This is a genomic window from Mesorhizobium sp. B2-5-11, assembly GCF_006440835.1.
GTDB lineage: Bacteria > Pseudomonadota > Alphaproteobacteria > Rhizobiales > Rhizobiaceae > Mesorhizobium.
On record NZ_VFUK01000002.1, the window covers coordinates 283,780 to 308,383 of the forward strand.

Below are 24,604 nucleotides of genomic sequence, written 5' to 3' on the forward strand. Positions count from 1 at the left end.
GATGCAGAAATGGCGGGCCGTGAGGCTCGCCATTGTTATTTGCGGCAGGCGGGTGGGGCCCTTGCCATGGTTAATGCGGCCTTAACCTTCCCACGCATAGTCTGGCAGCCAAATCTGCCGAAGTGCGTCACGCGCTCGGGCCAGGCAATCACTGACGGGGAAGAGCATGCGTTCAGGGGCTTCAGCACCGCTCGCGCTGACCGATACGGGGCACGGCATCCAGGCATTCGCGCGACGCCAGGTCGGCCGGCTTGTCGGCGCCGGCATGTTCGCGTTCACCGCTTTCGGCGTCGCCAGCCTGGCCACCTGGAATGTCGCCGACCCGAGCTTCTCGCACGCCACAGCCAACACCGTCACCAATGCCATGGGCTATGCGGGTGCTGTCTTCTCCGACATCGCCATGCAGTTCTTCGGCCTTGCCGCCGTGGCGGCGCTGGTTCCGGCCGTGATCTGGGGATATCTCCTGTTTTCGGCGCGTGGCGTCGACAGGCTGCCCAGGCGCGGTCTGTTCTGGTTCGGCTTTGCCCTGCTGGCCGCTGCGATCGCCGGCTGCGTGGTGCCGCCCAAGACCTGGCCGCTGCCGACCGGGCTCGGCGGCGTGTTCGGCGACATGGTACTGAAGATTCCGGGCGTCGTCATCGGTGGCTATCCGACCGGGCTGGTGGCCAGCGTGCTCGCCATTCTGATGGCCGGTCCGGCGCTATGGCTGTTCGCCTACGGTTCGGCGCTGATCGCACGCAAGAACGGTTTCGCCGTCATGGAGGAACCGGCCGCCGCCGATCCGCGTGAGGATGAGCTGCTGTTCGACAATGACGAGGATGAAGGCGACGAAGGCATGCTGGCGCTCGGCGCAATGACCCATTGGTGGCTTTCGTTCCGCGCGTGGATGCACCGCCGCGCCGTGCGCCGCAGGCAGCGGCGGGACGAATTCGAGCCGGGAATGGAGCCGCGCGCCAGCGCCTGGCGGCGTGCCGCCGAACGGGTCGAATCGGCCGAGTTCGCCGAGCAGCGGATGAGCCCGGATGGCCGTGCCCGCGTCGAACCGGAATTCTTCGCCGCCATGGTCAACGACCGCAGCGTTTCCGTCGATCCGGACGATGACGTCTTCGACGATCGCTTCGACACCGGCGATGACGATGTCGATTTCGACGATGAACCCCTCGTCCAGCGTCGCGCGGCTTCCACCGCAAAGGTCCAGCCGTTCCGCTCGGATGCCGCCACGCGCGTTGAAGCGCCGGCGCCGCGCCCGGCTCCGGGTGCGCGCGTCCAGCGCGAGGCGCAGGCCTCGTTGATCGGCTCGGAAAAATTCGAGATGCCGTCGCTGCATTTCCTGTCCGAACCGAAGAACGTCGCGCGCGACCCGAGCCTCTCGAAAGACGCGCTGGAACAGAACGCCCGCCTGCTCGAAGGCGTGCTGGAGGATTTCGGCGTCAAGGGCGAGATCATCCATGTCCGCCCCGGCCCCGTCGTCACGCTCTATGAGCTGGAGCCTGCGCCAGGCATCAAATCATCGCGCGTCATCGGCCTCTCCGACGACATCGCCCGCTCGATGAGCGCCATCGCCTGCCGCGTCGCCGTGGTGCCGGGCCGCAACGCCATCGGCATCGAATTGCCGAACGCCAAGCGCGAGACGGTGTATCTCAGGGAAATCATGGCCAGCCGCGATTTCGAGACCACCAAGGCCAAGCTGGCGCTGGCGCTGGGCAAGACCATCAACGGCGAGGCGGTCATCGTCGATATCGCCAAGATGCCGCACGTCTTGGTCGCCGGCACCACCGGCTCGGGCAAGTCGGTCGCCATCAACACCATGATCCTGTCGCTGCTCTACCGGCTGACGCCGCAGGAATGCCGGCTGATCATGATCGATCCCAAGATGCTGGAGCTCTCGGTCTATGACGGCATCCCGCACCTTTTGACGCCTGTCGTCACCGACCCGAAGAAGGCGGTGGTTGCGCTGAAATGGACCGTGCGGGAGATGGAAGACCGCTACCGCAAGATGTCGAAGGTCGGCGTGCGCAATATCGACGGTTTCAACGCACGCGTCCAACAGGCGGAGAAGAAGGGCGAAAAGATCTCGCGCACGGTGCAGACCGGCTTCGACCGCCAGACCGGCGAGGCGATCTACGAGACCGAGAATCTCGACCTCGAGCCGATGCCCTACATCGTCGTCATCATCGACGAAATGGCCGATCTGATGATGGTTGCCGGCAAGGACATCGAGGGTGCCGTCCAGCGCCTGGCGCAGATGGCGCGCGCCGCCGGCATCCATGTCATCATGGCGACGCAACGTCCGTCTGTCGACGTGATCACCGGTACCATCAAGGCCAACTTCCCCACCCGCATCTCCTTCCAGGTGACGTCGAAGATCGACAGCCGCACCATCCTGGGCGAGCAAGGCGCCGAGCAGCTGCTCGGCATGGGCGACATGCTCTACATGGCCGGCGGCGGCCGCATCCAGCGCGTGCACGGCCCGTTCGTCTCCGACGACGAGGTCGAGAAGATCGTCGCGCATCTGAAACTGCAGGGCGTGCCGGAATATCTCGACGCCATCACCGAGGACGATGATGAGGACGAGGACGAGCCCTCCGGCAAGGGCGGCTCGGGCGGCGGCGGCGGCAATTTCGAGGATTCCGACGATCCTTACGACCAGGCGGTGTCCGTGGTGTTGCGCGACGGCAAGGCCTCGACCAGCTACATCCAGCGGCGTCTGGGCATCGGCTACAACCGCGCCGCTTCGATCATCGAGAAGATGGAAAAAGAAGGCATTGTCGGCCCCGCCAACCATGCCGGAAAACGCGAGATCCTGGTGCCGACCGAAGAGGACAAATTCTGATCGCGACAAATACCGGCGGCAACTTTGAACCTTCTGGCGCGTTCAAGCGGTCAAGCAGTGTTCGCGCCGTCAAACTTCAGCCCAACTGGGGGTTCAGGACAACAACAAATCAGGACTCAAGATGAGAGTGACCGACATGAAAAACGATCTTTCCGCGCTCGGCGATCTTGCCCCGACGCGCCGTCAGTTGCTTGGCCTCGGCCTGGTGCTCGCGGGCGCTGCCGCCCTCAACGTGGTGCCCGGATTCGAGCTGCTGGCATCCGCGCAGGCGGCCGTGCCGGCGGCCGCGCAGAAGATCGCCGATCATTTTTCCTCGGTTAAGTCGATGAGCGGCGAATTCGTGCAGTTCGGCCCCAAGGGCGAACAGACCGGCGGCAAGTTCTTCCTGGAAAGACCGGGCAAGATCCGTTTCAATTATGACGGATCCTCGAATTTCCGGGTGATTTCGGACGGCAAGTCGGTGGTCATCCTCAACAAGAAACTGAACACGTCCGATCTTTATCCCTTGTCGAAGACGCCGCTGAAACTGTTGCTCGACGACCGGATCGATCTCTCCGGAAACCGCGTCAAGAGCGTCAAGGAAGAGGACGACCTCACCACCATCCAGCTCTCGGACAAGTCGGTGTTCGGCAATGCGCGGATCACCATGATGTTCGATCCGAAGACCTATGATCTGCGCCAGTGGACGATCACCGATGCGCAGGGCAAGGACACCACGGTGATGATCTTCAACACCAAGGAAGGCGTCAGCTTCGCTCCCGACACGTTTGCCATCGACTATACGGCCAATCGCGAGCTGAATACGAAAACCAGATAGCTTTCCTCGCGCTGGCGAAGCCTTTCGTGCAGTTTCGGCGGCGCGGCGCCGACCTCCGCAACTGTTGCAATGCTTGTCTTTATGGCGCGGGGCTGGCAGTAGTTCGGCGATCTTTCGCCGGACCCGCCAAATGCCCTTTTCCATCGCCACCTGGAACATAAATTCCGTTCGCCTGCGCATGCCGATCATCGAGCGCCTGCTCGATGAATACGCGCCCGATGTGCTTTGCCTGCAGGAAACAAAAGTTCCCGACGAGCTGTTCCCCGAAAAGGCCTTCCGCAGGCTCGGCTACGGGCACATCGCCTTTCACGGTCAGAAGGGCTATCACGGCGTGGCGACGGTCGCGCGCCGGCCGATCGCGGTGGTCGAGAAGCGCCGCTTCTGCGACATCGACGACAGCCGGCATTTGTCGGTGACCGTGCGGGCCGGCGGCAAGACGATCCTGCTGCACAATTTCTACGTTCCAGCGGGCGGTGACGAACCGGACCCGGAAGTCAACCGCAAATTCAGGCACAAGCTCGATTTCGTCGCCGAGATGAACGCAATCCGCGCCGAACACAGCGAAGTGTCCGCCTCGGTCCTGGTCGGCGACCTCAACATCGCGCCGCTCGAACACGATGTCTGGTCGCATAAGCAACTGCTCAACGTGGTCAGCCATACACCGGTCGAGACGGAGAGTTTCGAGGCCATGCGGCTGGCCGGCGACTGGGTCGACCTGATGCGGCTCAACGTGCCATCAGAACAGAAGCTCTACACCTGGTGGAGCTACCGCGCGCAGGACTGGGAGGCATCCAACCGCGGCCGGCGGCTCGACCATGTCTGGTCGTCACCGAACCTGGTGCCTGATTTCACCGGCTACGAAATCCTGCGGGCGGCGCGTGGCTGGGAACGTCCCTCGGATCATGTTCCGGTCATCGCGCGGTTCAACCTGGACTGATCAGCCGGGCCGGCGCTTTTCCCACTCCGGCGACAATTGCGTCAAGCCGCTCGGTCGCCATGATGAAGGGCAGGTCATTTTCGGTGGCGCGAACCAGCCGGAACTCCACCTGTCTCTCCCGTTCACTCGGAAAAGCGCGGCGCCAGCTTCTCGATGCGGTGGATCATTGCCTGAAAGTCTTCCAGGATGCGCTGGTGGAGCTGTGCCGCCAAATCCGGATATTCCTCCAGGATGCGGCGGAACATCTTTCGGCTGAGCCGGATCACCTCCGAATCGACCGCGGCCGATGCACTGGTCAGCCGGTTAGTGTCGGCGATCAGCGCCAGTTCGCTCAGCATGGTGCCGGGGCTGGCCGTGCCGATAGGGATGCGTCCGCCTGCCTGTTCGCGGTAGAGCACGATCTCTCCGCTGACCACGATATAGGCCGAATCAGCCATATCGTCCTCGCGATAGAGCTTGTGGTCTGCCTGCAGCAGCATGGTCTCGGCGCCGAAGGCGAGCAGGCGCAATTGTTCCTGCGTGAAGCCCTCGAAAAGCCTCACGGCTGACAGGATGCGGATGTCGTCATCCAGCGCCATCTAGCTGTGTCCCCGAACGGTCAGTCCAATCCCTCCTCTGCGGTGCGATCCAGAATCCCGCTCCAACAGGATCGCACCCAAAAGCAGCCCCGCCCAGACCGCTTATTGGATAATAAAATGTTTAAGGAACCAGCTTGTAGCCACCGCTTTCTGTCACAAGAATTTCCGCATTGGAAGGATCGCGCTCGATCTTCTGGCGCAGGCGATACACATGGGTTTCCAGCGTGTGCGTGGTAACGCCGGAATTGTAGCCCCACACCTCCTCGAGCAGCACGTCGCGCGTCACCACCTTCTGGTCGGCGCGGTAGAGATATTTGATGATCGAGGCCTCCTTCTCCGTCAGCCGCACTTTTGCGCCGCGCGGGTCGATCAGCAGCTTCTGGCTTGGCTTGAAGGTGTAGGGGCCGACCGAGAAGGTGGCGTCCTCGCTTTGCTCGTGCTGGCGCAGCTGCGCGCGGATGCGCGCCAAAAGCACCGCGAAGCGGAACGGCTTCGTCACGTAGTCGTTGGCGCCGGCTTCGAGGCCAAGGATCGTGTCCGAATCGGTGTCGTGGCCGGTCAGCATGATGATGGGCGCCTTGTAGCCACCCTTGCGCAGGATCTTCACCGCTTCGCGGCCGTCCATGTCGGGCAGGCCGACATCCATGATCAGCAGGTCGATGAGGCCGCCACGCGCCGCGGCGACGCCTTTTGCCGCAGTGGACTCCTGCAGCACGTCGAATTCCTCATAAAGAGACAATTGCTCGACCAACGTGCCGCGCAGGTCGTCATCGTCGTCGACGATCAGGATGGTTCGTGAAGTCATGGATCAATCCGTTGTTTTGAAAAGAAAATTCAGTTGACCGCTGCCTGTTTATGCGGAAGCTGACCGGCACAACAGCCGATCACAGTGATTTGTTCCGTGGCACGATCATACAAGAAAAAACACGATCGCAATGCAGCCGGCGCAATTTTGCGAAAAGGACTGCGGGTGCTGACCGTGCGGGCAAGGCCCGGCCGTCCCAGCCAGGGGCTGCTGCAGGCGGGCAGAACGGTGTTTGCCTGCGCGCTGGGGCGTGGCGGCATCTCGGCGGGCAAGCGCGAAGGCGACGGCGCCACGCCGCTTGGCCAAATGCGGATCCTGTCGGGTTATTTCCGTGGAGACCACTTCTCCAGCGGCCGCATCACCCGGCTGGCGATGACGCCGATCGGGCCTGATCTCGGCTGGTGCGAAGTGCCCGACGACCGAAACTATAACAGGCCGGTCAAGATCCCCTACGGCGCCAGCCACGAACGCATGCGGCGCGACGACAGGCTCTATGATGCCTGCCTTGTGCTCGACTGGAATATAACGCCGCGCCGCCGCGGACGCGGCAGCGCCATCTTCTTCCACCTGGCGCGCCCGGGCTTCACGCCCACGCAAGGCTGCGTCGCGGTGACCGCACGCACGATGGCGCGCCTTTTGCCGCTGCTGTCGGACCGGACGGTGGTGAGGGTGGTAAGGTAGGGAATGGTGTAGGGAATAGGCAGTAGGCAGTAGGGTTCTCTTTCTATTGCCTACTCCTAATTCCTATTCCCTTTCCTTACCTGCCAGCCGATGTCGAGCAGGCCCAGCCGGCCGAGTTCGCGGTCCATGGCGCGGGAGACGTCTTTGCGCGTGGCGCCAACATCGCGCAACTGGCGATCCGACAGGTCCTCGATGTCGTCCTGCGGCAGGCTTGCCGCGACCTTGGCCTGGCGGAGCCAGTCGAACGCGGCGGTCAGCCAGTTCAACCGGCTCGCGGGAGCTCTCAAAGCTATGTGAGACATGATGCGGTTCCTTCCATCCGGACATAAAATCCGGTTTGATATTGGTTCGATGGTTGCATCATGCCCGATTGAAAGATTGGAGAGAAACGAGTAGTTCTTTCCGGATTATCAAGTTTTCTTTGAGGATCAGGGCGCCATGACCGCGTCTGTTCTGGGGCCGCGCTGATGGCCCGCCTGGTGCCGGGAACCCGGGCGCTGAGGACGCTGGAGGCAGCGGCCCGGCATCTCAATTTCACCCGGGCCGCCGACGAACTCGGCCTGACACCAGCCGCCGTCAGCCACCAGATCAAGGAGATCGAAGACCAGCTCGGCATCGTCCTGTTCACGCGCTCCAGCCGCAGCATCCGGCTGACGGAGGCCGGAACGGTGCTGTTCGAGGCCTCTGCCGATGCCCTCGACCTGCTTGGCAAGGCCGTCTCGCGGGCACAGAAGATGACGCGCGGCACGACGCTGCTGAAAGTGACGCTCGACGCCCAATTCGCGACGAAATGGCTGATGCGGCGGGTCGAGGATTTTCGAAAAAAACATGAAGGCATCGAACTCAGGTTCGACATCGCCTACGGATTGCGGGATTTCGACCTCGACGATGTCGATGTCGGCATCCGCTTCGGCGCCGGCAGATATCCGGGACTTTGCGCGCATCGGCTGTTCGACAACGTCATCATCCCGGTATGCAGCCCGAGCCTGCTGGCGTCAGGTCCGCCGCTGCGCGAACCGCGCGATCTCTTCCATCACACGCTTGCCCATATCGAATGGGCGCGTCAGGGCGTGACCTGGCCGAACTGGCGCATGTGGATGGCGGCAGCCGGCGTCGACGATTTCGACGACAGCCGCACCATCGTTTTCGGCACCTCGGCCGACGCGGTCCAGGCGGCGATGGAGGGCAGCGCCGTGGCGCTCGCCGATTTCGCCATGGTGGCCAACGACCTTTCCGAAGGCAGGTTGGTGCGGCCTTTCGAACTCGGCATCAAGGTCGCGCCGGAATTCGCCTATTTCCTGGTCTATCCCAAGGAACTGGTGAACGATCCGCGCATCGTTGCCTTTCGCACGTGGATTCTGGAGGAAATGGCAAAATCCCAAACCGCGGACCGGGTGTAGCGGAGGCCTTCAACTCGCTGCGGCGCCGAACCAGCCGACCACGGCGCCGACGATCAACAGCACGCCAAGCCAGTGGCCGCCGTCGATGATGGTCAGGTCCCAGCCGAAATTCTCGTAGCGATGATTGACCGACAGCGTGGTTGCGACGAAGCCGAGCCAAAGCACGAAACCGAAGACCAGTCCCGCCAGCAATGTCGGCTCGCCGCCAGTCACCGCGCCGACGACCAGGGCCATCACAAGCGCCATGACCAACTCGGCGATGAAAGAGATGAGAAACGGCAGCAACGATTTCTTCATGGTCGCCGGATCGAGTTTTGCAGCCTTCAGCCATGGCTTACTCAAACCGGTGTACCAGCCGGCGCCGAACAGCCACGCCAGGATTGCGGCGACGATCACCGCCAGCCAGTTAACCGCTGAAAAATCCATGATATTCCCCTCTGATACGGAGCTCATGGAAACGCCTGTTCAGTGGCGGCGTCAAGCCGGGCGCGCGGTGCTCCACCGCCAGACGGTGGTGCGTTTGATCTCGGCATCCTCGAGCGCCCGCGTCACCGGCACCTGGTAGACGCCAAGCGGTTCCAACCCCGACCGCGGCAGATAGGAGCGGCCGGGATCGCCGATCAGGATATCGGCGCCGCGCCGCTTCAGAGCCGCGAACCAGGGCGTCAGCCGGTCTGCGAACGGCTTGTCGTAGAAGACATCGCCGGCAAGAACCACGTCCCAGTCCGCATCCGTTCCGACGCAGTCATTCTGGACGAATTCGACCGCGACGCCATTGGCTTGCGCATTGAGGCGGACCGCCGTGGCGCAGAACGGGTCGATGTCGGCGGCCGTCACCCCTGCCGCGCCGGCTTTGGCTGCGGCGATGGCGACGAGACCGGAGCCGGAGGCGAAGTCGAGCACGCGCTTGCCCCGCACCATGGCCGGATTGTCGATGATATGGCGGGCAAGCCCCTGGCCGCCGGCCCAGGCAAAGGCCCAGAAAGGCGGCGGCAGCCCGATCTCGACCAGCTCGTCCTCCGTCCGCTGCCACAGATCATGCGCCTCGTCGGCAAGATACAGCACAATCTCGGGCACATGCGGCGGCGCCATCAGCGCCGTATTGTCGAGGATGAAGCGTTCGGCGCTATGGCTCGTGAGAACCGTCACGGAGCCGGCGTCAGGCCACCCATGCGGCAGACTTCCTTCCATTCGGCCGGCGTCACCGGCTGCACGGAAAGCCGTCCGAGCCGCACCAGCGCCATGTCGGCGAGCTTGGGATTGGCCTTGACCTGCTCCAGCGTCGGCGGGTTCGGCACATCCTTGAAGGCGCGGATGTCGACGCATTCCCAGCGCGGATCGTCCGATGTGGTGTCGGGATGAGCCAGTGCGCACACTTCGGCGATGCCGACCACGTTCAGCCCCTCGTTGGAGTGGTAGAAGAAGCCGAGATCACCGATCTGCATGGCCTTCATGTTGTTGCGCGCCGCATAGTTGCGCACGCCGTCCCATTGCGTGCCTGCCTTGCCCTTGGCCTTCAACGCCTCGAACGAGAAGACCGAGGGTTCGGATTTGAACAGCCAGTAGTTCATTCGTATTGCTCCTCCAGCCTTGTGCCGACTAATTAGCCGCCGGCTTGTTGAAGGTCCAGTTCCACTGGCGGACCTCGACGCTTTCGAACAGTCCCGCCTTGGCATAGGGATCGGCTGCCGACAGCGCCTGCGCGCCTGCCATGTCAGGCGCTTCGACGACGACGAGGCTGCCGTTGGACTTGCCGTCGGCGTCGAGGAACGGACCGGCGAAGGCCAGCTTCTTGTCGCTGTTCAGCCCTTCGAGAAAAGCGAGGTGCTCCGGCCGCGTATCGATGCGCACTTGCATGCTTCCGGGCTTGTCCTTGCAAATCAACGCGAACAACATGTCTCTGTCTCCTGATGCTGGAATCAATCGTCGGTTTCGGTCTTCAGCGGCCGGGTCATCAAGGCCGCCACAGCCTGCCGGATGGTGATGGTGCCGTCCAGTATGGCGGCGACGGCGGCGATGATAGGCGCGTCGATGCCGCGCTCGGTGGCGATGCGGGCGGCGATCGCCGCCGTCGGCACGCCTTCCGCCAGCGGCAGCCCGCCAAGCGGCTTGCCCTGGCCGAGCGCCAGTCCGTAGGCGAAGTTGCGCGATTGCGTGGACGAGCAGGTGAGCAGCAGGTCGCCAAGGCCGGAAAGCCCCATCAACGTCTCGGGCCTGGCGCCGAAGGCGGCACCGATGCGGCGCAGTTCGACGAAGCCGCGCGTCACCATGGCAGCCTGGGCACTGGCGCCAAGCCCGGCGCCGGTGACGGCACCGGCGGCGATGGCGAAGACGTTCTTCAAGGCGCCTCCGATCTCGACCCCGATCAAATCATCATTCGAATAGCAGCGCAGATTTTCCGCCGAGAAGCGCGCGGCAAGCTTGGCCGCCAGCCCCTCGTCGCGGGCGGCAACCACCACCGCCGTGGGCAAGCCCCGGGCGACATCGCTAGCGAAGCTCGGGCCGGACAGAGCGGCGACCGGGTTGCGCGGCAGGATTTCCCCGACGATCGCCGACAGCAAGGCGCCGGTATCGCGCTCGATGCCCTTGGCGCATAGCACCAGCGGGACGCCGGCCGGCATATGGCCGTTGGCGTGAGTCAGCATCGCCCGCAACGATTGCGCCGGCGTCACCGCCAGCACGCAATCGGCACCGTCGAGCGCGGCTTGGATGTTGCTCGTCGCCACGATGCCGGCCTGGAGCGCGATGCCAGGCAGATAGCGTCGATTTTCGCCGTGGTCGATTGCGGCGACGGTCTCCGGGTCGCGCGCATAAAGGCGGACGAAATGGCCGGCGCGCAGCATGGCCAGCGCCAAAGCGGTACCCCAGGCCCCGCCACCGAGCACGGCAACGCGCCAGCCGGTTGGCGCGGCCTCGATGCCGCTCATGCCTTCCTCGCTCATGCCCTCCTTGCTCATGCCCTCCTTGCTCATGCTTTGGCCCCGCGCCGGCCCGAGCCGATCATCGGCGCGGAGATGCTGTCCAGCGGCCAGCGCGAGCGCGGCACGAAGTCGAAGCCGTTTTCCTGGGCCAGGCCTTCGCGCATCCGCTCGATGCCGGCCCAGGCGATCATTGCCGCATTGTCGGTGCAAAGTTTCAGGGGTGGCGCGACGAAGGCGAAGCTCGCCTCGGCGCACAGCCGTTCCAGCGTCGCCTTGATCGTGTGGTTGGCGGCGACTCCTCCGGCGACGACCAGCGCCGGCGCGGCCGTGTCAGGGAATTCCCGGCGGAACCGGGCGAGCGCGCGCGAGACACGGTCGCCCAGCGCGTCGGCCACCGCCGCCTGGAAGGACGCGCAGATGTCGGCGACGTCCCGGTCGCTCAAGGGCTCGATCGCGCTCGCCGCCTGGCGCACAGCGGTCTTCAGGCCGGAGAACGAAAAATCGGGCTGCGCCGATCCCTTCATCGGACGCGGGAAGGCAAAACGACCCGCATCGCCCGATGCCGCCGCCTTCTCGACATTGGGACCGCCGGGATAGGGTAGGCCAAGCATCTTGGCCGTCTTGTCGAATGCTTCGCCGAGCGCGTCGTCGATGGTCGTCGCCCAGCGCTGGTAGTCGCCGACGCCGCGCACGGCCAGGATCTGTGTGTGGCCGCCGGAGACCAGCAGCAGGAGATAGGGAAAGTCGAGCCCATCGGTCAGCCGCGCCGTCAAGGCATGGCCTTCGAGATGGTTGACGGCGATCAGCGGCTTGCCGGTTGCGGCCGCGATCGCCTTGGCCGTCATCAACCCGACGATGAGGCCGCCGACGAGGCCCGGACCTGCGGTCGCGGCGATGGCATCGATGTCGGCCAGCGCCACGCCCGAATCGGCAAGGGCTGCCTCGACAATGCCGTCCAGCGCCTCGACATGAGCGCGCGCGGCGATCTCCGGCACAACCCCGCCGAAGGCGGCATGCTCCTCGATCTGCGACAGCACGATATTGGACAGGATTTTGGGCGCGGCATTGCCTTCCAGCGCCACGACGCTGGCGGCGGTCTCGTCACAACTCGTTTCAATGCCCAGAACGCGGATCAATTGGTCGCTGTCCCCAAGGATTGTGTATCGGGGCATTCCCCGGTAGGAGACGCCCGGAAAAGGCGACTTCGCCTGCCGGGGGTTATCACGGACCGCGCGCCATGCAAACAATCTTGAAGATCGGAACACGCGGCAGCCCGCTGGCGCTGGCGCAGGCGCAGGAAACCCAGGCGCGGCTTATGGCGGCGCATGGTTTGCCGCAAGAAGTGTTCGAAATCGTCGTCATCTCGACCAGCGGCGACCGCATCCAGGACCGGCCGCTGTCGGAAGCTGGCGGCAAGGGCCTGTTCACCAAGGAGATCGAGGAGGCGCTGCTCGCCCGCGCGATCGACATTGCCGTGCATTCCTCGAAGGACATGCCGACGCAGTTGCCCGATGGGCTGGAGCTGTCTGCTTTCCTGCCGCGCGAGGACGCGCGCGATGCTTTCGTCGGCAAGGCGGCTAAGACGATTGCAGACCTGCCGCGTGGCGCCAAAGTCGGCTCGTCGTCGCTCAGGCGGCAGGCGCTGATCCGCCGCATGCGGCCGGATCTCGACGTGGTGATGTTTCGTGGCAATGTGCAGACGCGGCTGCGCAAGCTCGAGGAAGGCGTCGCCGCCGGCACCATCCTCGCCCATGCCGGGCTGAAGCGGCTCGGGCTCGGCCAAGTGGTCACCGATCTGATCCCGCTCGACATCTTTCCGCCGGCGCCGGGCCAAGGCGCGATCGGCATCGAAACCCGCATAGGCGATGGCGACGTCGAACAGATGCTGGCGGCCATCCACGACCTGCCGACCGGACAGGCGCTGGCTTGCGAGCGCGCTTTCCTGGCGGCCCTCGACGGCTCTTGCCGCACGCCGATTGCCGGTCATGCCGTGATAGACGGCGCGGACCTTTCTTTCGCGGGATTGATCATCTCGCCTGATGGCACGCAGTCGCACATGGTCGAGATGAAAGGCCCGGCGCTGGATGCCGCCCGCATCGGTGAAGAGGCGGCAAGGACGGTGCGGGCCAGGGCCGGCGAGACATTCTTCGACGGCTGGGCCTGATGGTGCAGCGCGTTCTGGTGACGCGGCCTCAACCGGGCGCCTCCCGCACCGCGCGACTGCTCAAGGACATGGGGTTTCTACCGCTGCTTTTGCCGCTGACCGAGACGGTGACCTTGCCGATCGATACGGACCTCGTCATCGGCAATGCCGTGGCCGTTGCGGTGACCAGCGCCAATGGCGTGCGCTTTGCGCCTAAGGAGGTCGTCGCCCGGCTTTCGGACTTGCCTTGCCATGCCGTCGGCAAGAGGACCGCGCAAGCCGCGCGTGAAGCAGGATTTTTGTCCGTCAGCGAAGGTCCCGGCAATGCCGAAGGTCTTGCCGGCAGTCTTGCCGGCGAATTCCAGGGCAAGACCATTGTCTATCTCTGCGGACGCGTGCGCTTCCCGGCATTCGAGCAGCGGCTGCAAGCTGCCGACGTCGGGGTCCGCCCCGTCGAGACATACGACACGCTCGCCGTGACCTATTCGGACGAGGCCGTGCTTGCCCGTCTGTCGGGGCAAACCGCGGATGCGGTGCTGCTCTATTCCGCCAGGGCGGCTACCGCGCTGCAGGCCCTGGTCAGGCGGCCTGCGCTGCATGAAGCCTTTGACAAGACGCGGGTTTTTGCCCTGTCGCATCGCATCGCCGCCGTCCTTGGCGACGTCGCTGGCGACCGTATCCACATAGCCGCGCGGCCCGACGAGGGTGCGCTGCTTTCGCTTTTGCGGCCCGGGTCCTGAGCCGCGTCATCACACCGCCCCTTTTCACCGCTTGGTGATGTGCTAGACCCTCTTTGAACCATCCCCAAGCGAATTTGCGGAGCCCAAGCATGGTCAAGACGCCGAAGATGCGACATTCGAAAAGCCGCCGCGAGCCGGTGACCATCGAACTTGAGCCCGGCGCCGTTTCCCGCATCGCCGACGAGAATGCCGCCAGGGCCGGGGCGCAAACCGACGAGGCCAAGGCGGAGGAAGCCGCGAACGCCTCGCAGCCGGAGGCGCCCGAAGAGCCTGTGCACGCCGACCAGACCGATCTAGAACCATGGGAGCACGCCGAGGCGACAGCGCCCCGATCGGAACGATCCGCGGAAAGCGCCGCCAAGGCGGACGAACCGGCGGCAGCCTACCCCGGTTCCCCGGACGACGCCGCTGGCAAGGCCGGCGCCTTCGACTACAGTTTCGAGGACACATCGGCGAAGCGCGCCGAACCTGAACCGGCCGGGCCAGTGACCGGCGCCTCGGCGGGGAACGGGAAAACCGCATCCGCACCCCCACCGCCGAAGCGGGTCAACGGCATCGCGGCCGGCATCATCGGCGGTGTCATCGCACTGGTCGGCGCCGGCGGATTGCAGTTCGCCGGCCTGCTCGGCGCGCCGGGGTCCGCTCCCAGCGTCTCGCTCGAAGGCGTCAACGGCGAAATCGCCGCGCTCAGAGCGGAGATCGCGGATCTGAGGCAAGCCGGCGCCGGCGGTGCGTCGGCCAAGGTCGACGGGTTGTCCGCGGCGTTGGATCAGGTCAGGACGGATGTCGCAGCGCTCAAATCGGCGGTCGAGCAAGGCGGAGCGGGCGACAATGCCGGGCTGGCCGCGCTTGGCGACAAGGTCAGGCAGATCGAGACGGCGGTTACGGCGCTCGGTAAGGCCGGCAACTCGGCCCCAGTCGATCTCGGTCCGCTCAATGAAAGGCTGGCCGGCCTCGATGCGCTGGTCAAATCGGCCGGCGAGGCGGCGGCGAAGCAGGACAGTCGGCTCACCGCGCTGGAACAGTCGGTGTCGCAGCTTTCTGGGAAAGTCGAGGCGCAGGCCGGACAGCCGAAGGTCGCGCTCGCCATCGCCGCTTCGGCACTGAAGGCGGCGCTCGACCGTGGCGCGCCGTTCGGTGCCGAACTTGAGACCTTCGCCGCGATCGCGCCGGACGCGCCGCAGCTTGCGGCTCTGCGCGCCTACGCGCAAAAGGGCGTCCAGACTCGCGCCGAGATCGCATCGCAGATGGATGCCGCCGCCAACGCCATGGTCGCGGCGGCCACGCCCGTCGACGAAAATGCCGGGCTCCTGCAGAACCTTCTGTCGAGCGCCGAATCGTTGGTCAAGGTCCGGCCGATCGGCGCTGTCCAGGGCGCCGGCGCGCCGGAAACCATTGCGCGCATGGAGGTGGCGGTCAATCAGGGCGACTATGCCAAGGCGCTTACCGAATATGAGACGCTGCCCGCGCCTGCAAAGGCGGCCGGCGCCGATTTTGCCGGCAAGCTGAAGGCACGCATCGAGGTCGAGACGCTGATCGATGCGCTGATATCAGGCGCGATGAAGGCGTGAGGAACTGGCGATGATCCGAATCCTGCTTTTCCTCGCCGTCGTCTTCGCGCTGGGCTTAGGCTTTGCCTGGCTGGCGGACCGGCCGGGCGACATGGTCATCACCTTCAACGGCTACCAGTATCAGGTCAGCCTGATGGTGGCGGCGGTGGCGGTGGTCGCCGTCGTCGCGGCGGTGATGATCCTGTGGTGGCTGATCAAGTCGGTCTGGAACAGCCCCTACACCATTTCGCGCTATTTCCGGGTGCGGCGCCGCGACCGCGGCTATCAGGCGCTGTCGACCGGCATGATCGCCGCCGGCGCCGGCGACGGCGCGCTGGCCCGCAAGAAGACCAAGGAAGCGGCCAAGCTGATCCGCTCCGACCAGGAGCCATTGATCCATCTGCTCGAGGCCCAGGCTTCGCTGCTCGAAGGCGACCACGAAGGCGCGCGCCAGAAATTCGAGAGCATGCTCGACGATCCCGAAATGCGGCTGCTCGGCCTGCGCGGGCTTTATCTCGAAGCCGAGCGCCTGGGGGACCGCAATGCCGCCAGGCACTATGCCGGGCGCGCCGCCGGCATGGCGCCGCAACTGGCCTGGGCGGCCGAATCGACGCTTGAAGAGCTGACCGGGCGTGGCGACTGGGACGGCGCGCTGAAGTTGGTCGAGGCGCAGAAGGCGACCCGCCAGATCGAACGTGACGCCGCCAACCGCCGACGCGCCGTGCTGTTGACCGCCAAGGCGCAGTCACTCGCCGACAGCGATCCCGCAGCCGCCCGCACGGCGGCGATAGAGGCCAATCGGCTGCAGCCGGAGTTCGCCCCGGCCGCGGTCGCGGCTGCGACGCTGCTGTTTCGCCAGAACGACGTGCGCAAGGGCTCGAAGATCCTCGAGACGGCCTGGAGGGCCGAACCGCATCCGGAGATAGCGGAGCTCTATACCCATGCCAGGCCGGGTGACGCCGTGCTCGATCGCCTCAACCGGGCGAGGAAATTGCAGGAGATGAAGAAGAACCACGCCGAATCCTCGATGACGATGGCGCGCGCCGCGCTCGATGCACAGGATTTTGCGACTGCCCGCCGCGAAGCCGAGGCGGCGATCCGGATGGACCGCCGCGAGGGCGCCTATCTGCTTTTGGCCGACATCGAAGAAGCCGAGACGGGCGACCAAGGCAAGGTGCGACAGCTCTTGTCCAAGGCGGTGCGGGCGCCGCGCGACCCGGCCTGGGTCGCCGACGGCGTCGTCTCGGAGCGCTGGGCGCCGGTATCGCCGGTCACCGGCCGGCTTGACGCCTTCGAGTGGCGCGCCCCGATGGAGCGTCTCGGCCAGCTGATCGACAGCCGTGACGATGCGCCGGACGCCCCGGCGGTGGCTATCGAGGCGCCGGGCAGGCCGGCGCAGGAAGAGTCGGTCAAGGTGATCGATCACGCTGGCCCGGGCGGCGAGACGGCCGGCAAGCAGGCCGAGAACGATCAGGACCACGTCAGGCCGGTGACGGCGCAGGCTTTCGCCGCGGTGCCCGCCGATGCCGAGGCCGTCGAACCGGCACAGGAATTGGCACGCCTGCCGGACGATCCCGGCGTCGACCCGGCCGATGCGGCGGAAAAGTCGCCGCGCCGGTTCCGGTTGTTTTGAGTTGGCCGGATGGTCCGGCCGTTTGGGAATGGATCGATGTTCGAACGCGTCCTGTCGTTTCTGAGGGATTTGCCGACCGGTACCGGCGCCCGCGCCAGCGCCGATGATCCGCGCGTGGCGGCTTCGGCGCTGCTCTACCACGTGATGAGCGCCGACGGCGTGCGCCAGGACGTCGAGTGGGAACGGTTCAAGGCAGTGCTGGCGCAGGCCTATTCGGTCAGCGGCAACGAGCTCGACGCGCTGGCCGCCGCCGGCGAGCGCGCCGACAACGAGGCGATCGACCTCTATGCCTTCACCAGCGTGCTGAAGCGCCACCTCGATGCCGAAGGCCGCAAGGCTTTCATCGGCCTGATGTGGGAGATCGTCTATGCCGATGGCGAGCTGCACGAGTTGGAAGACAACACGGTCTGGCGCGTTGCCGAGCTGATCGGCGTCGAACGCCAGGATCGCATCGAGGCGCGCCGCAAGGCGGCGGCCGCGGCGCCGGGGGCCCGTGGAACGTCGAGCGACGAATAGGATCCATCCGCCGATGCCGCCGATGCCGCCGCGTTCGAAGCCGAGAATCTTGATCGTGCTGCATCAGGAGAATTCGAGCCCCGGGCGCGTCGGCCACATGCTTCTCGAAGAGGGCTTCGATCTCGACATCCGCCGCCCGCCGCTTGGCGATCCCTTGCCAGAGACGCTCGACGGCCATGCCGGGGCCGTGGTGTTCGGCGGGCCGATGAGCGCCAATGACGAGGACGAGTTCGTCCGCCGCGAGACCGAGTGGCTTGAGGTTCCGCTGCGCGAGAACCGGCCGCTGCTGGGCATCTGCCTTGGCGCGCAGATGCTGGTCAACCATTTGGGCGGCAAGGTCGAGGGGCATGGCGAAGGGCTTGTCGAGATCGGCTGGTATCCGTTGAAGGCGACGGAAGCGGGCCAGAAACTGATGCGCTGGCCGGAAATGGTCTATCAGTTCCACCGCGAAGGTTTTTCGCTGCCGAGCGACGCGACCTTGCTGGCGACCGCCGAGACCTATCCCAACCAGGCTTTCCGCTACCGCGACAATGCCTGGGGCATCCAGTTCCACGGCGAATTGACCAGGCTGATGATGCAGCGCTGGGTGGTGCGCGGCGCGCACCGCTTCGAATTGCCGGGCGCCCAGCCCGGCCGCGACCATCTCGGCGGCAGGCTGATCTGGGACATGCACCTCAAGCGCTGGCTGGACGAGTTCCTGGTGCTGATTTTCGGCGGCCGACGGCGCGGTCGCGGCACAACCATCCCCTGATGGCGGGTCGTTTAACGCCTGCTAGTTCGAAAACGTCACGCTCACGCCGCGCTGGCGAAAATAAGCCTGCATCAATTTGCGGCCCGAGCGGTTGTTCTGCGCCAGTTTGGTGGGATCGAACACCGCCTGCTTCATCCCCTCTCGTGCCAGCGCTGCCTTAAGCGTCGCGATATGGGCATCGAGATCGGCATTGTCGGCCCGCAGCGACACATAGATACTCTCGGTTGCCTCAGCCACGGTCGGTTCGCTCACAGTTATCGTCCTTTGATTGGTCGGGCGGCGGCTTAGCACAGATTCGCAGCCCGCCGATACCGGTGGACCTGAATTCGATGCCCGTCAGTTTCGTCCACTGAGGTGCCGCACCCTTCGGAGCGCCGGGAACAGATAGGCCCACAGGCCGGCAACGGCAATGGCGCCGACGCCGCCGATGACGACGGCAGGCACCGTGCCGATCAGCGCCGCCATGGTGCCGGCGCGGAATTCGCCGAGCTCGTTGGAGGCGCCGACGAAGACCTGATTGACGGCGTTGACGCGGCCGCGGACATGATCGGGGGTCCAGAGCTGGATCAACGTTTCCCTGATGTAGACGCTGAACATGTCGGTGGCGCCGAGGAAGGCCAATGCCAGGATCGACAGCCAGGTGAAGGTCGACAGGCCGAACAGCACCGTAAAGGCGCCGAACGCGGCCACGAAGCCGAGCATGATCAGGCCCGCGTGGTTTCGGATAGGATGACCAGCGAGCCAGATGGCGACACAGATGGCACCCACCCCTGGCGCCGAGCGCAGCAAACCAAGTCCCCAGGGACCGAGTTGCAATATGTCGCGGGCATAGATCGGTAGCAGCGCCGAGGCGCCGGACAGGAGCACGGCGAAGAGATCGAGCGAGATGGCGCCAAGCACGATCTTCTCGCCCCAGATGTAACCGAAGCCGGCGAACAGGGTCTGCATGGTCGGCTTGTCGGTCTCACTGCGCTGTGCCGGCCTCGGTATGGTGAAGATCAGCAGCCCGGCGACGAGCATCAGCGCCGTGGCCGTGCCATAGGCCACCTCGGCCGATACGCCGTAGAGAAGGCCGCCGGCGACCGGCCCGACGATGGTCGCCGTCTGCCAGGCCGACGAGTTCCAGGCAATGGCGTTGGCGAAATCCCGGGGCGGCACCAGATTGGCGAACAGCGACGACGAGGCCGGTCCGAAGAAGGCGCGGGCGATGCCGAACATGGCGAGCACGATGAAGATTGGCAGCGGGCCGCTGATGCCGCGCAGGGTCAGGATGAGCAGCGCGAGCGCGCAGATCGCCTCGAGCAGCACCGCCAGCGCCATGATCAGCCGGCGGCCGAAACGGTCGGCAACGACCCCTGTGACCAGCACCAGGAGCAGCGCAGGCAGGAACTGGACGATGCCGACAAGCCCGAGATCGAGCGGGTCGCGGGTCAGATCGTACATCTGCCAGCCGACCGCGACGGACACGATCATGGTGGCGAATGTGGTGAGGAAGCGCGCCGCCCAATAGCTCAGGAAGGAGCGATGGCGGAACGCGGCATAGCGCTGGTCCGGTGATATCTGTTCGGCGGTCATGGAACGAGGCCCCGTTAGAAGGATGGAGGTCAGCGGGGCACTTCCACGATGGACGCTGGTCCGGCCGGGGAACCCTTTAGCCCAGTTCGACGTATGACGCGCGCAAAAAAACAGGTTCTGGATCAAGGATTTTGTGACGTGTTCCATCGAACGCACACGAAACTCACCCGCCAAGACCCAGCGGGACAGGAAAGCCTATCGGGTGTCTCGAAGGCCGCATGTCTCCCCCATCGTGCACGCGATAACCTTGAAAGCCGATCCGTGAGCAGCATTCTTTCGGCCTGCCCACTGGCATGGCCGAAACCTACCGATACATTGGGTTTTGGCGATAATGTCGAGCGTAACTTCACCCTTATATATCGTCGTCCCTTGTGAATTGGAACAATAGACCATTCCATATTGGAATAATGCGAAAAGCGTACGCGTAACCAGCAATCTTTTTGCTGGCGCCTTTCTGTCATTGCATTTAAGTATTTGCTAAATCAAGCAGGGTGCTTACTGGATTATTAAGCATTTTCAAAACAGAACTCAAGACCGGGCAATTTTTCCTTGCTAGCCGGGGACATCGGTTACAACCTATGGATACATCAACCGCGCCGGCGGATCGCTGGCATGCTTGGGCGGATGGGCGCTAGGCATGAAGAGGGAAATGGACATTCGCCAAGACGGCTCCCGCTGGGAGCGCTCCCCTCGACTTGAGGAATTGCGACGGCCGGCCGCAAAGTCGTCGAATGCATGGGCCACAGCCCGGCAATCCAAGCTTCGATACGCAGGGCAACTATCAGGGGTGCAATGGCATCGGCTGCCAGGTCGATGCGCCTGACGATGACAATTCATCGGGTGACGACGATTCCGACTGACAGCCACACTCCGCAAAGGAAGAGGAAAACCACCTATGTCTGAATTCGGCGACTTGGTTCGACGGCACGCCAAAATCGTCATGATCGGGCTGGCGGGGTTGATACCGACATCTGCTTTCGCGAACGATGCCTGCGACGGCGTCAAGGTCGAAGTGACGAAGGCGCGCAAACAGGAATATGCACCGCTCGTCGCTTCGGCGATGGACAATAAGTTCAAGCCCGCCCGCGCCAAGTTCATCACCATCTTGGAAAGCGGCAACTGGAGCGCCGCTTATGTCTCCACGCCTGTGAGCGATGACGGCGTGATGTTCTTCCAGACCGTCGACGGAAAGAAGCAGTTTCGTGACGTCTGGGGCGGCTATGCCGATCCATCGGAAAAGCCTGAACTGGTATCCTGGGCGAAGAAGCTCGGAGCGCCGGAAAAGCTGGCCAGGTGCTTCGCCGAAACCGTTACGGAATGACGATGCCGCTCACCTGCAAAGAGGACGAGAACCAATGAAAACCGCAATTCTGACCACCGCCGTAGTTCTGGCCATGCCGGCTTTCGCTTTTGCCAAGGACAAGTGCGCCGACGCCAAGGATCAGGCCACCATGAACCAATGCGCCGATGCTTCGTTCAGGAAATCCGACAAGAAGCTCAACGAGCTTTACAAGCAGATCGAAACCCGCCTGAAGGACGACGCGGATACCAAGAAGCTTCTTGTCCAAGCGCAGCAGAATTGGATCAAGTTCCGCGACGCCGAGTGCAATTTCCAGATCGCGGGAGCGGCCGGAGGCAGCGTGGTCCCCATGCTCCTCTCGATGTGCATGGATGGCCTGACGCAATCCCGGGTCAAGGATTTCGAGGGTTACCTGAATTGCAAGGAAGGCGATCTGAGCTGTTCCGTTCCGGCAGCGAACTGAGGTTTCCTGCCAGTCTGCAGACGGGGTGGAAAATCATTCCCTCAGCGCGCCGGAGATGGCATCGAGCCCGCCCTGCAATTGCGCGCTCGCCATGGAAGAGCGTAAGATCGGGCAGCCTGCCAAGACGGAACCGCCGGCAGGCCTCAATCAAACCATTGGCTCAGCGCCGGAATGCGCGCTCAGGCCGAGACCTTGGCTTTCCTGCCCCTGGCCGGCGCTTTCGGAGCGACGGCCTTGCGGCCGAGACCGATCGACTTCGCCAGTTCCGAACGCGAGGCCGCGTAATTGGGAGCGACCATCGGATAGTCCGACGGCAAGCCCCATTTGGCGCGGTAGGCGTCCGGCGTCAGGCCGAAATGCACGCCCAGATGACGCTTCAGCGATTTGAACTTCTTGCCGTCCTCCAGGCAGATGATGAAATCCGGCGTCACCGACTTCTTGGGATTGACCGCCGGCACGAGCGGCGCCGCCACGGGTACGGCCGGCTGGCCGAGCCCGCTGATCGAAGCGCTGACGCTGGCGATGAGGTCGGCCAGACCGGAGGCGGGCAGGCGGTTCTTCTCGACGTAAGCCGACACGATATGGGCGGTCAGCTCGAGAAGGTCGATATCCTTGCGAGCGTCGTTGCTGTCGTCGGTCAATCTATTTTCCTCCGTCTATGGCGTATGGGGCCCGAAATCGGCACAGTTTCGGATGGGATGATGCGCAAAGTTAAAGTGCGGCGGCGTCTTTGCACGTCCCTCGCGGTTCGTCGCGATGTAGTGCGCCGGAATTCCTAGTCGGCAAATCTGCGCAATGCAACGACTTGGCCCCGCGTCACACATTATTTTGAATAACTATACTGAACTGTAATACTATCAGACGATCAGGGCCTTGTCTCGCCACAGACGAAATCCGCCTTCGAAGGCGCGTGTGTTGTCGCCGCGCCTGCTGTCGGCGGGCAAATCGCCGAGCTTGTCGACATTGCCGCCGCCGATGACGACATAATCGGGCTGCATGGCGGCGCGCAGCCGGTCGACGACGTCGAAAACGGATTTTCGCCATTTCTTCTTGCCGCGTTTTATCAGGCCGCGCTCACCGACATAGTCCTCGAAGCTCTTGCCCTTCTTATAGGGAAGATGGGCGAGTTCCATCGGTTGGGCGACGTTGTCGACGATCATCGTCGCACCCATGCCGGTTCCCAACCCCAGGAACAGCATGCGACCGCCTTCATAGCTGCCGATGGCCTGCATCAGCGCGTCGTTGACCACCTTGACCGGTTTGCCGAACTGCGCGGCGAAGTCGAAGCCGGCCCAGCCCTTGCCGAGATTGGCGGGATCGAACAAGGGCCTGTTGTGATGCACCGGGCCGGGATAGCCCATCGAGATGACGTCGTAGGACAGTCCGTCGGCCAGCGCCTTCACCGCATCGATCATCTGCTGGGGCCTCAGGTCCGGCCCGGAATCGGCGCGGCGCTCAGCACCGCCTGAGCTGGTGAGGATCTTGACGTGCGAGCCGCCTATGTCGATCGACAGCACGATCGGATCGCCGCTCGCCGCTTTCGGCCTTGCCGTCCTGGCCATGCTGCCCTCTCCCAGCCTATTTCGATGGATTGATCCAGCCGTTCGGCGGCCCGAAGCCGTTCATGGCGGCTGCCGGCCCCCAGGTCTTCGGTTCATAAAGATGCGGCGGCGTGGTGTCGCCGAGGACCGGCCCGACGATGCGCCAGGCAAGTTCGCTGGCGTCCTGGCGGGTAAAAAGCTGGCCATTGCCGTTCATGGCATCGCCGATCAGCCGTTCATAGGGCGGCATATCGCCCTTGCTGTCGTCGAGCGCCGTCAGTTCGACCTGTTCGCCGACCATGTCGTCGCCCGCTGCCTTGCGCTGGGCGCCGATCGAGATCGCCACCTGCGGGTCGATGCGGAAGCGCACATAGTTGGCGTCGTTCGGCTTGATCGGGTCGAAGACATCGAGCGGCGGCCGCTTCAGCCGCACGATCACCTCCGTGGCATGCACCGGCATGTTCTTGCCGGCGCGGATGAAGAACGGCACGTCCCGCCAGCGCCAGGTGTCGACGAGGAAGCGCACCGCCGCGAAGGTTTCGACCGGCGAGTTGGGCGCCACGCCGGGCTCGGCGAGATAGCCGTCGAATTGGCCACGCACGATATCGTCCTTGGTCAGGGTGCGGATCGCGCGCAGCACCTGCACCTTCTCGTCGATCAGGTCGTCGGCGGAACGGCCGACCGGCGGTTCCATCGCCAGCAGCAGGAGGATGTTGAGCAGATGGTTCTCGATGACGTCCCTGACGCAGCCGACCTCGTCATAGAAGCGGCCGCGCCCATCGATGCCGAAATCCTCGGCCATGGTGATCTGCACGCTCTCGACGAAATTGCGGTTCCAGATCGGTTCCAGGAAGGAATTGGCGAAGCGGAAATAGAGCAGGTTCTGGATCGCCTCCTTGCCGAGATAGTGATCGATGCGGAAGATCGACTGTTCGTCGAACACCAGATGCAGCACTCGGTTCAGCCAGCGCGCCGATTGCAGGTCATGGCCGAAGGGCTTTTCCACCATCAGCCGCGCGCCGCGCGCCGTGCCCGATTGCTCCAGGCCCTGGACCACCGTCTCGAACATGGTCGGCGGCACCGCCATGTAGTGCAGCGGCCGCTGGGCGGTGCCCAGCGCGCTCTTCAGTTTCTCGAACGTGGCCGGGTCGCGATAGTCGCCGCTGACATAGCGCAGCAGCGAAGCGAGCTTGGCGAACACCTTCTCGTCGATCTTGCCGAGCGTATTGACGATGCCGTCGCGCGCGCGGTCCTGCAATTTCCTCAAATCCCAGGCGTCGAAGGCGACGCCGATCACCGGTTCGGTAAGCGTTCCCTTGGCGACCATGGCATAGAGGGAAGGAAATATCTTCTTGTGGGCGAGGTCGCCGGTCGCCCCGAAGAGCACCAGCGTATCGGACCGTTCCGGGCTCATGAGCGC

At 64.2% G+C, this 24,604-nt stretch carries 27 protein-coding genes; 13 read left to right on the plus strand and 14 right to left on the minus strand.

Features of this window, described 5'->3' with window-relative positions; translation table 11 throughout:
- The first annotated feature begins 166 nt into the window (after positions 1–166).
- From FJ490_RS08535 to FJ490_RS08545, 3 genes are all read left to right on the plus strand, one after another.
- Positions 167–2,833 (plus strand): DNA translocase FtsK, encoded by a 2,667-nt coding sequence (locus FJ490_RS08535; RefSeq protein ID WP_140492677.1) that lies wholly within the window; start codon positions 167–169, stop codon positions 2,831–2,833.
- Between the two features lie 136 nt (positions 2,834–2,969).
- A complete protein-coding gene (locus FJ490_RS08540; protein ID WP_140513951.1) occupies positions 2,970–3,650 on the plus strand; it encodes an outer membrane lipoprotein carrier protein LolA in 681 nt (226 codons plus the stop codon).
- A gap of 130 nt (positions 3,651–3,780) precedes the next feature.
- On the plus strand, positions 3,781–4,587 hold the full coding sequence (locus FJ490_RS08545; RefSeq protein ID WP_140492674.1) for an exodeoxyribonuclease III: 807 nt from the start codon (positions 3,781–3,783) through the stop codon (positions 4,585–4,587).
- 122 nt (positions 4,588–4,709) lie between these two features.
- Here the strand turns inward: FJ490_RS08545 and FJ490_RS08555 are convergent, their stop codons facing one another.
- Both FJ490_RS08555 and FJ490_RS08560 read right to left on the minus strand, forming a co-directional pair.
- Positions 4,710–5,165 carry a cyclic nucleotide-binding domain-containing protein gene (locus tag FJ490_RS08555; protein WP_140524662.1) on the minus strand — a complete coding sequence of 152 codons (456 nt, stop codon included), beginning with the start codon at positions 5,163–5,165 and terminating at the stop codon, positions 4,710–4,712.
- A 121-nt stretch (positions 5,166–5,286) separates the two neighbouring features.
- The gene (locus tag FJ490_RS08560) at positions 5,287–5,970 is read right to left on the minus strand and encodes a response regulator transcription factor (protein ID WP_091576052.1); all 684 of its coding nucleotides are present in this window, start codon (positions 5,968–5,970) and stop codon (positions 5,287–5,289) included.
- 144 nt (positions 5,971–6,114) lie between these two features.
- Here FJ490_RS08560 and FJ490_RS08565 point away from each other — a divergent pair, with 144 nt between their 5' ends.
- Positions 6,115–6,651: a L,D-transpeptidase gene (locus FJ490_RS08565; protein WP_181165209.1), complete on the plus strand. Its 537-nt coding sequence runs from the start codon at positions 6,115–6,117 to the stop codon at positions 6,649–6,651.
- Between the two features lie 56 nt (positions 6,652–6,707).
- Here FJ490_RS08565 and FJ490_RS08570 read toward each other — a convergent pair whose 3' ends face one another.
- Positions 6,708–6,953, minus strand: coding sequence for a hypothetical protein (locus tag FJ490_RS08570; protein ID WP_140554835.1), 246 nt, complete (start codon positions 6,951–6,953; stop codon positions 6,708–6,710).
- A 165-nt stretch (positions 6,954–7,118) separates the two neighbouring features.
- On the opposite strand from FJ490_RS08570, the gene gcvA reads away from it, so the two are divergent.
- On the plus strand, positions 7,119–8,051 hold the full coding sequence (gene gcvA / locus FJ490_RS08575) for a transcriptional regulator GcvA (protein ID WP_140492662.1): 933 nt from the start codon (positions 7,119–7,121) through the stop codon (positions 8,049–8,051).
- A 9-nt stretch (positions 8,052–8,060) separates the two neighbouring features.
- On the opposite strand, the gene FJ490_RS08580 is transcribed toward gcvA, so the two are convergent.
- From FJ490_RS08580 to tsaD, 6 genes are read right to left on the minus strand one after another with little or no spacing between them, the layout of a single operon-like run.
- On the minus strand, positions 8,061–8,477 hold the full coding sequence (locus FJ490_RS08580) for a DUF1761 domain-containing protein (protein WP_140513953.1): 417 nt from the start codon (positions 8,475–8,477) through the stop codon (positions 8,061–8,063).
- 51 nt (positions 8,478–8,528) lie between these two features.
- The gene (locus FJ490_RS08585) at positions 8,529–9,200 is read right to left on the minus strand and encodes a methyltransferase (protein ID WP_140559258.1); all 672 of its coding nucleotides are present in this window, start codon (positions 9,198–9,200) and stop codon (positions 8,529–8,531) included.
- Complete coding sequence (locus tag FJ490_RS08590) at positions 9,197–9,622, minus strand: EVE domain-containing protein (RefSeq protein ID WP_140492656.1); 426 nt, start codon at positions 9,620–9,622, stop codon at positions 9,197–9,199. The genes FJ490_RS08585 and FJ490_RS08590 overlap by 4 nt, the downstream gene beginning before the upstream one ends.
- Before the next feature lie 28 nt (positions 9,623–9,650).
- On the minus strand, positions 9,651–9,947 hold the full coding sequence (locus FJ490_RS08595) for a YciI-like protein (protein WP_140554833.1): 297 nt from the start codon (positions 9,945–9,947) through the stop codon (positions 9,651–9,653).
- A 23-nt stretch (positions 9,948–9,970) separates the two neighbouring features.
- Positions 9,971–10,993, minus strand: a complete 1,023-nt coding sequence (locus FJ490_RS08600) for an NAD(P)H-dependent glycerol-3-phosphate dehydrogenase (RefSeq protein WP_140728799.1) — start codon at positions 10,991–10,993, stop codon at positions 9,971–9,973.
- Between the two features lie 26 nt (positions 10,994–11,019).
- Positions 11,020–12,105 carry a tRNA (adenosine(37)-N6)-threonylcarbamoyltransferase complex transferase subunit TsaD gene (gene tsaD / locus FJ490_RS08605; protein WP_181165208.1) on the minus strand — a complete coding sequence of 362 codons (1,086 nt, stop codon included), beginning with the start codon at positions 12,103–12,105 and terminating at the stop codon, positions 11,020–11,022.
- 104 nt (positions 12,106–12,209) lie between these two features.
- Between tsaD and hemC the strand changes: the two genes are divergently transcribed.
- The 6 genes from hemC to FJ490_RS08635 all read left to right on the plus strand — a co-directional run bounded on the left by hemC (position 12,210) and on the right by FJ490_RS08635 (position 18,305).
- Entirely contained in the window at positions 12,210–13,136 is a 927-nt protein-coding gene (hemC, locus tag FJ490_RS08610) for a hydroxymethylbilane synthase (protein WP_140728662.1), read from the plus strand.
- 2 nt (positions 13,137–13,138) lie between these two features.
- A complete protein-coding gene (locus tag FJ490_RS08615; RefSeq protein ID WP_140547247.1) occupies positions 13,139–13,855 on the plus strand; it encodes a uroporphyrinogen-III synthase in 717 nt (238 codons plus the stop codon).
- An 89-nt stretch (positions 13,856–13,944) separates the two neighbouring features.
- Positions 13,945–15,426 (plus strand): mitofilin family membrane protein, encoded by a 1,482-nt coding sequence (locus FJ490_RS08620; RefSeq protein ID WP_140728663.1) that lies wholly within the window; start codon positions 13,945–13,947, stop codon positions 15,424–15,426.
- A 10-nt stretch (positions 15,427–15,436) separates the two neighbouring features.
- Positions 15,437–17,038 (plus strand): heme biosynthesis protein HemY, encoded by a 1,602-nt coding sequence (locus FJ490_RS08625; protein WP_140728664.1) that lies wholly within the window; start codon positions 15,437–15,439, stop codon positions 17,036–17,038.
- Positions 17,039–17,074: 36 nt separating this feature from the next.
- Complete coding sequence (locus FJ490_RS08630; RefSeq protein WP_140492633.1) at positions 17,075–17,554, plus strand: TerB family tellurite resistance protein; 480 nt, start codon at positions 17,075–17,077, stop codon at positions 17,552–17,554.
- Between the two features lie 22 nt (positions 17,555–17,576).
- Positions 17,577–18,305 carry a glutamine amidotransferase gene (locus tag FJ490_RS08635; protein WP_140492630.1) on the plus strand — a complete coding sequence of 243 codons (729 nt, stop codon included), beginning with the start codon at positions 17,577–17,579 and terminating at the stop codon, positions 18,303–18,305.
- A 21-nt stretch (positions 18,306–18,326) separates the two neighbouring features.
- Here FJ490_RS08635 and FJ490_RS08640 read toward each other — a convergent pair whose 3' ends face one another.
- Both FJ490_RS08640 and FJ490_RS08645 read right to left on the minus strand, forming a co-directional pair.
- Positions 18,327–18,557: a hypothetical protein gene (locus FJ490_RS08640; RefSeq protein WP_140492627.1), complete on the minus strand. Its 231-nt coding sequence runs from the start codon at positions 18,555–18,557 to the stop codon at positions 18,327–18,329.
- Positions 18,558–18,641: 84 nt separating this feature from the next.
- Positions 18,642–19,880, minus strand: coding sequence for an MFS transporter (locus tag FJ490_RS08645; RefSeq protein WP_140728665.1), 1,239 nt, complete (start codon positions 19,878–19,880; stop codon positions 18,642–18,644).
- 895 nt (positions 19,881–20,775) lie between these two features.
- Between FJ490_RS08645 and FJ490_RS08650 the strand changes: the two genes are divergently transcribed.
- Both FJ490_RS08650 and FJ490_RS08655 read left to right on the plus strand, forming a co-directional pair.
- Positions 20,776–21,201 (plus strand): hypothetical protein, encoded by a 426-nt coding sequence (locus tag FJ490_RS08650; RefSeq protein WP_140728666.1) that lies wholly within the window; start codon positions 20,776–20,778, stop codon positions 21,199–21,201.
- Between the two features lie 34 nt (positions 21,202–21,235).
- Positions 21,236–21,643, plus strand: a complete 408-nt coding sequence (locus FJ490_RS08655; RefSeq protein WP_140492618.1) for a lysozyme inhibitor LprI family protein — start codon at positions 21,236–21,238, stop codon at positions 21,641–21,643.
- Between the two features lie 179 nt (positions 21,644–21,822).
- Here the strand turns inward: FJ490_RS08655 and FJ490_RS08660 are convergent, their stop codons facing one another.
- The 3 genes from FJ490_RS08660 to zwf all read right to left on the minus strand — a co-directional run bounded on the left by FJ490_RS08660 (position 21,823) and on the right by zwf (position 24,598).
- A complete protein-coding gene (locus FJ490_RS08660) occupies positions 21,823–22,284 on the minus strand; it encodes a MucR family transcriptional regulator (RefSeq protein ID WP_140492615.1) in 462 nt (153 codons plus the stop codon).
- Positions 22,285–22,500: 216 nt separating this feature from the next.
- Positions 22,501–23,205: an ROK family protein gene (locus FJ490_RS08665; protein ID WP_140728667.1), complete on the minus strand. Its 705-nt coding sequence runs from the start codon at positions 23,203–23,205 to the stop codon at positions 22,501–22,503.
- A 16-nt stretch (positions 23,206–23,221) separates the two neighbouring features.
- Positions 23,222–24,598: a glucose-6-phosphate dehydrogenase gene (gene zwf, locus FJ490_RS08670; protein ID WP_140492609.1), complete on the minus strand. Its 1,377-nt coding sequence runs from the start codon at positions 24,596–24,598 to the stop codon at positions 23,222–23,224.
- Positions 24,599–24,604 lie beyond the last annotated feature (6 nt).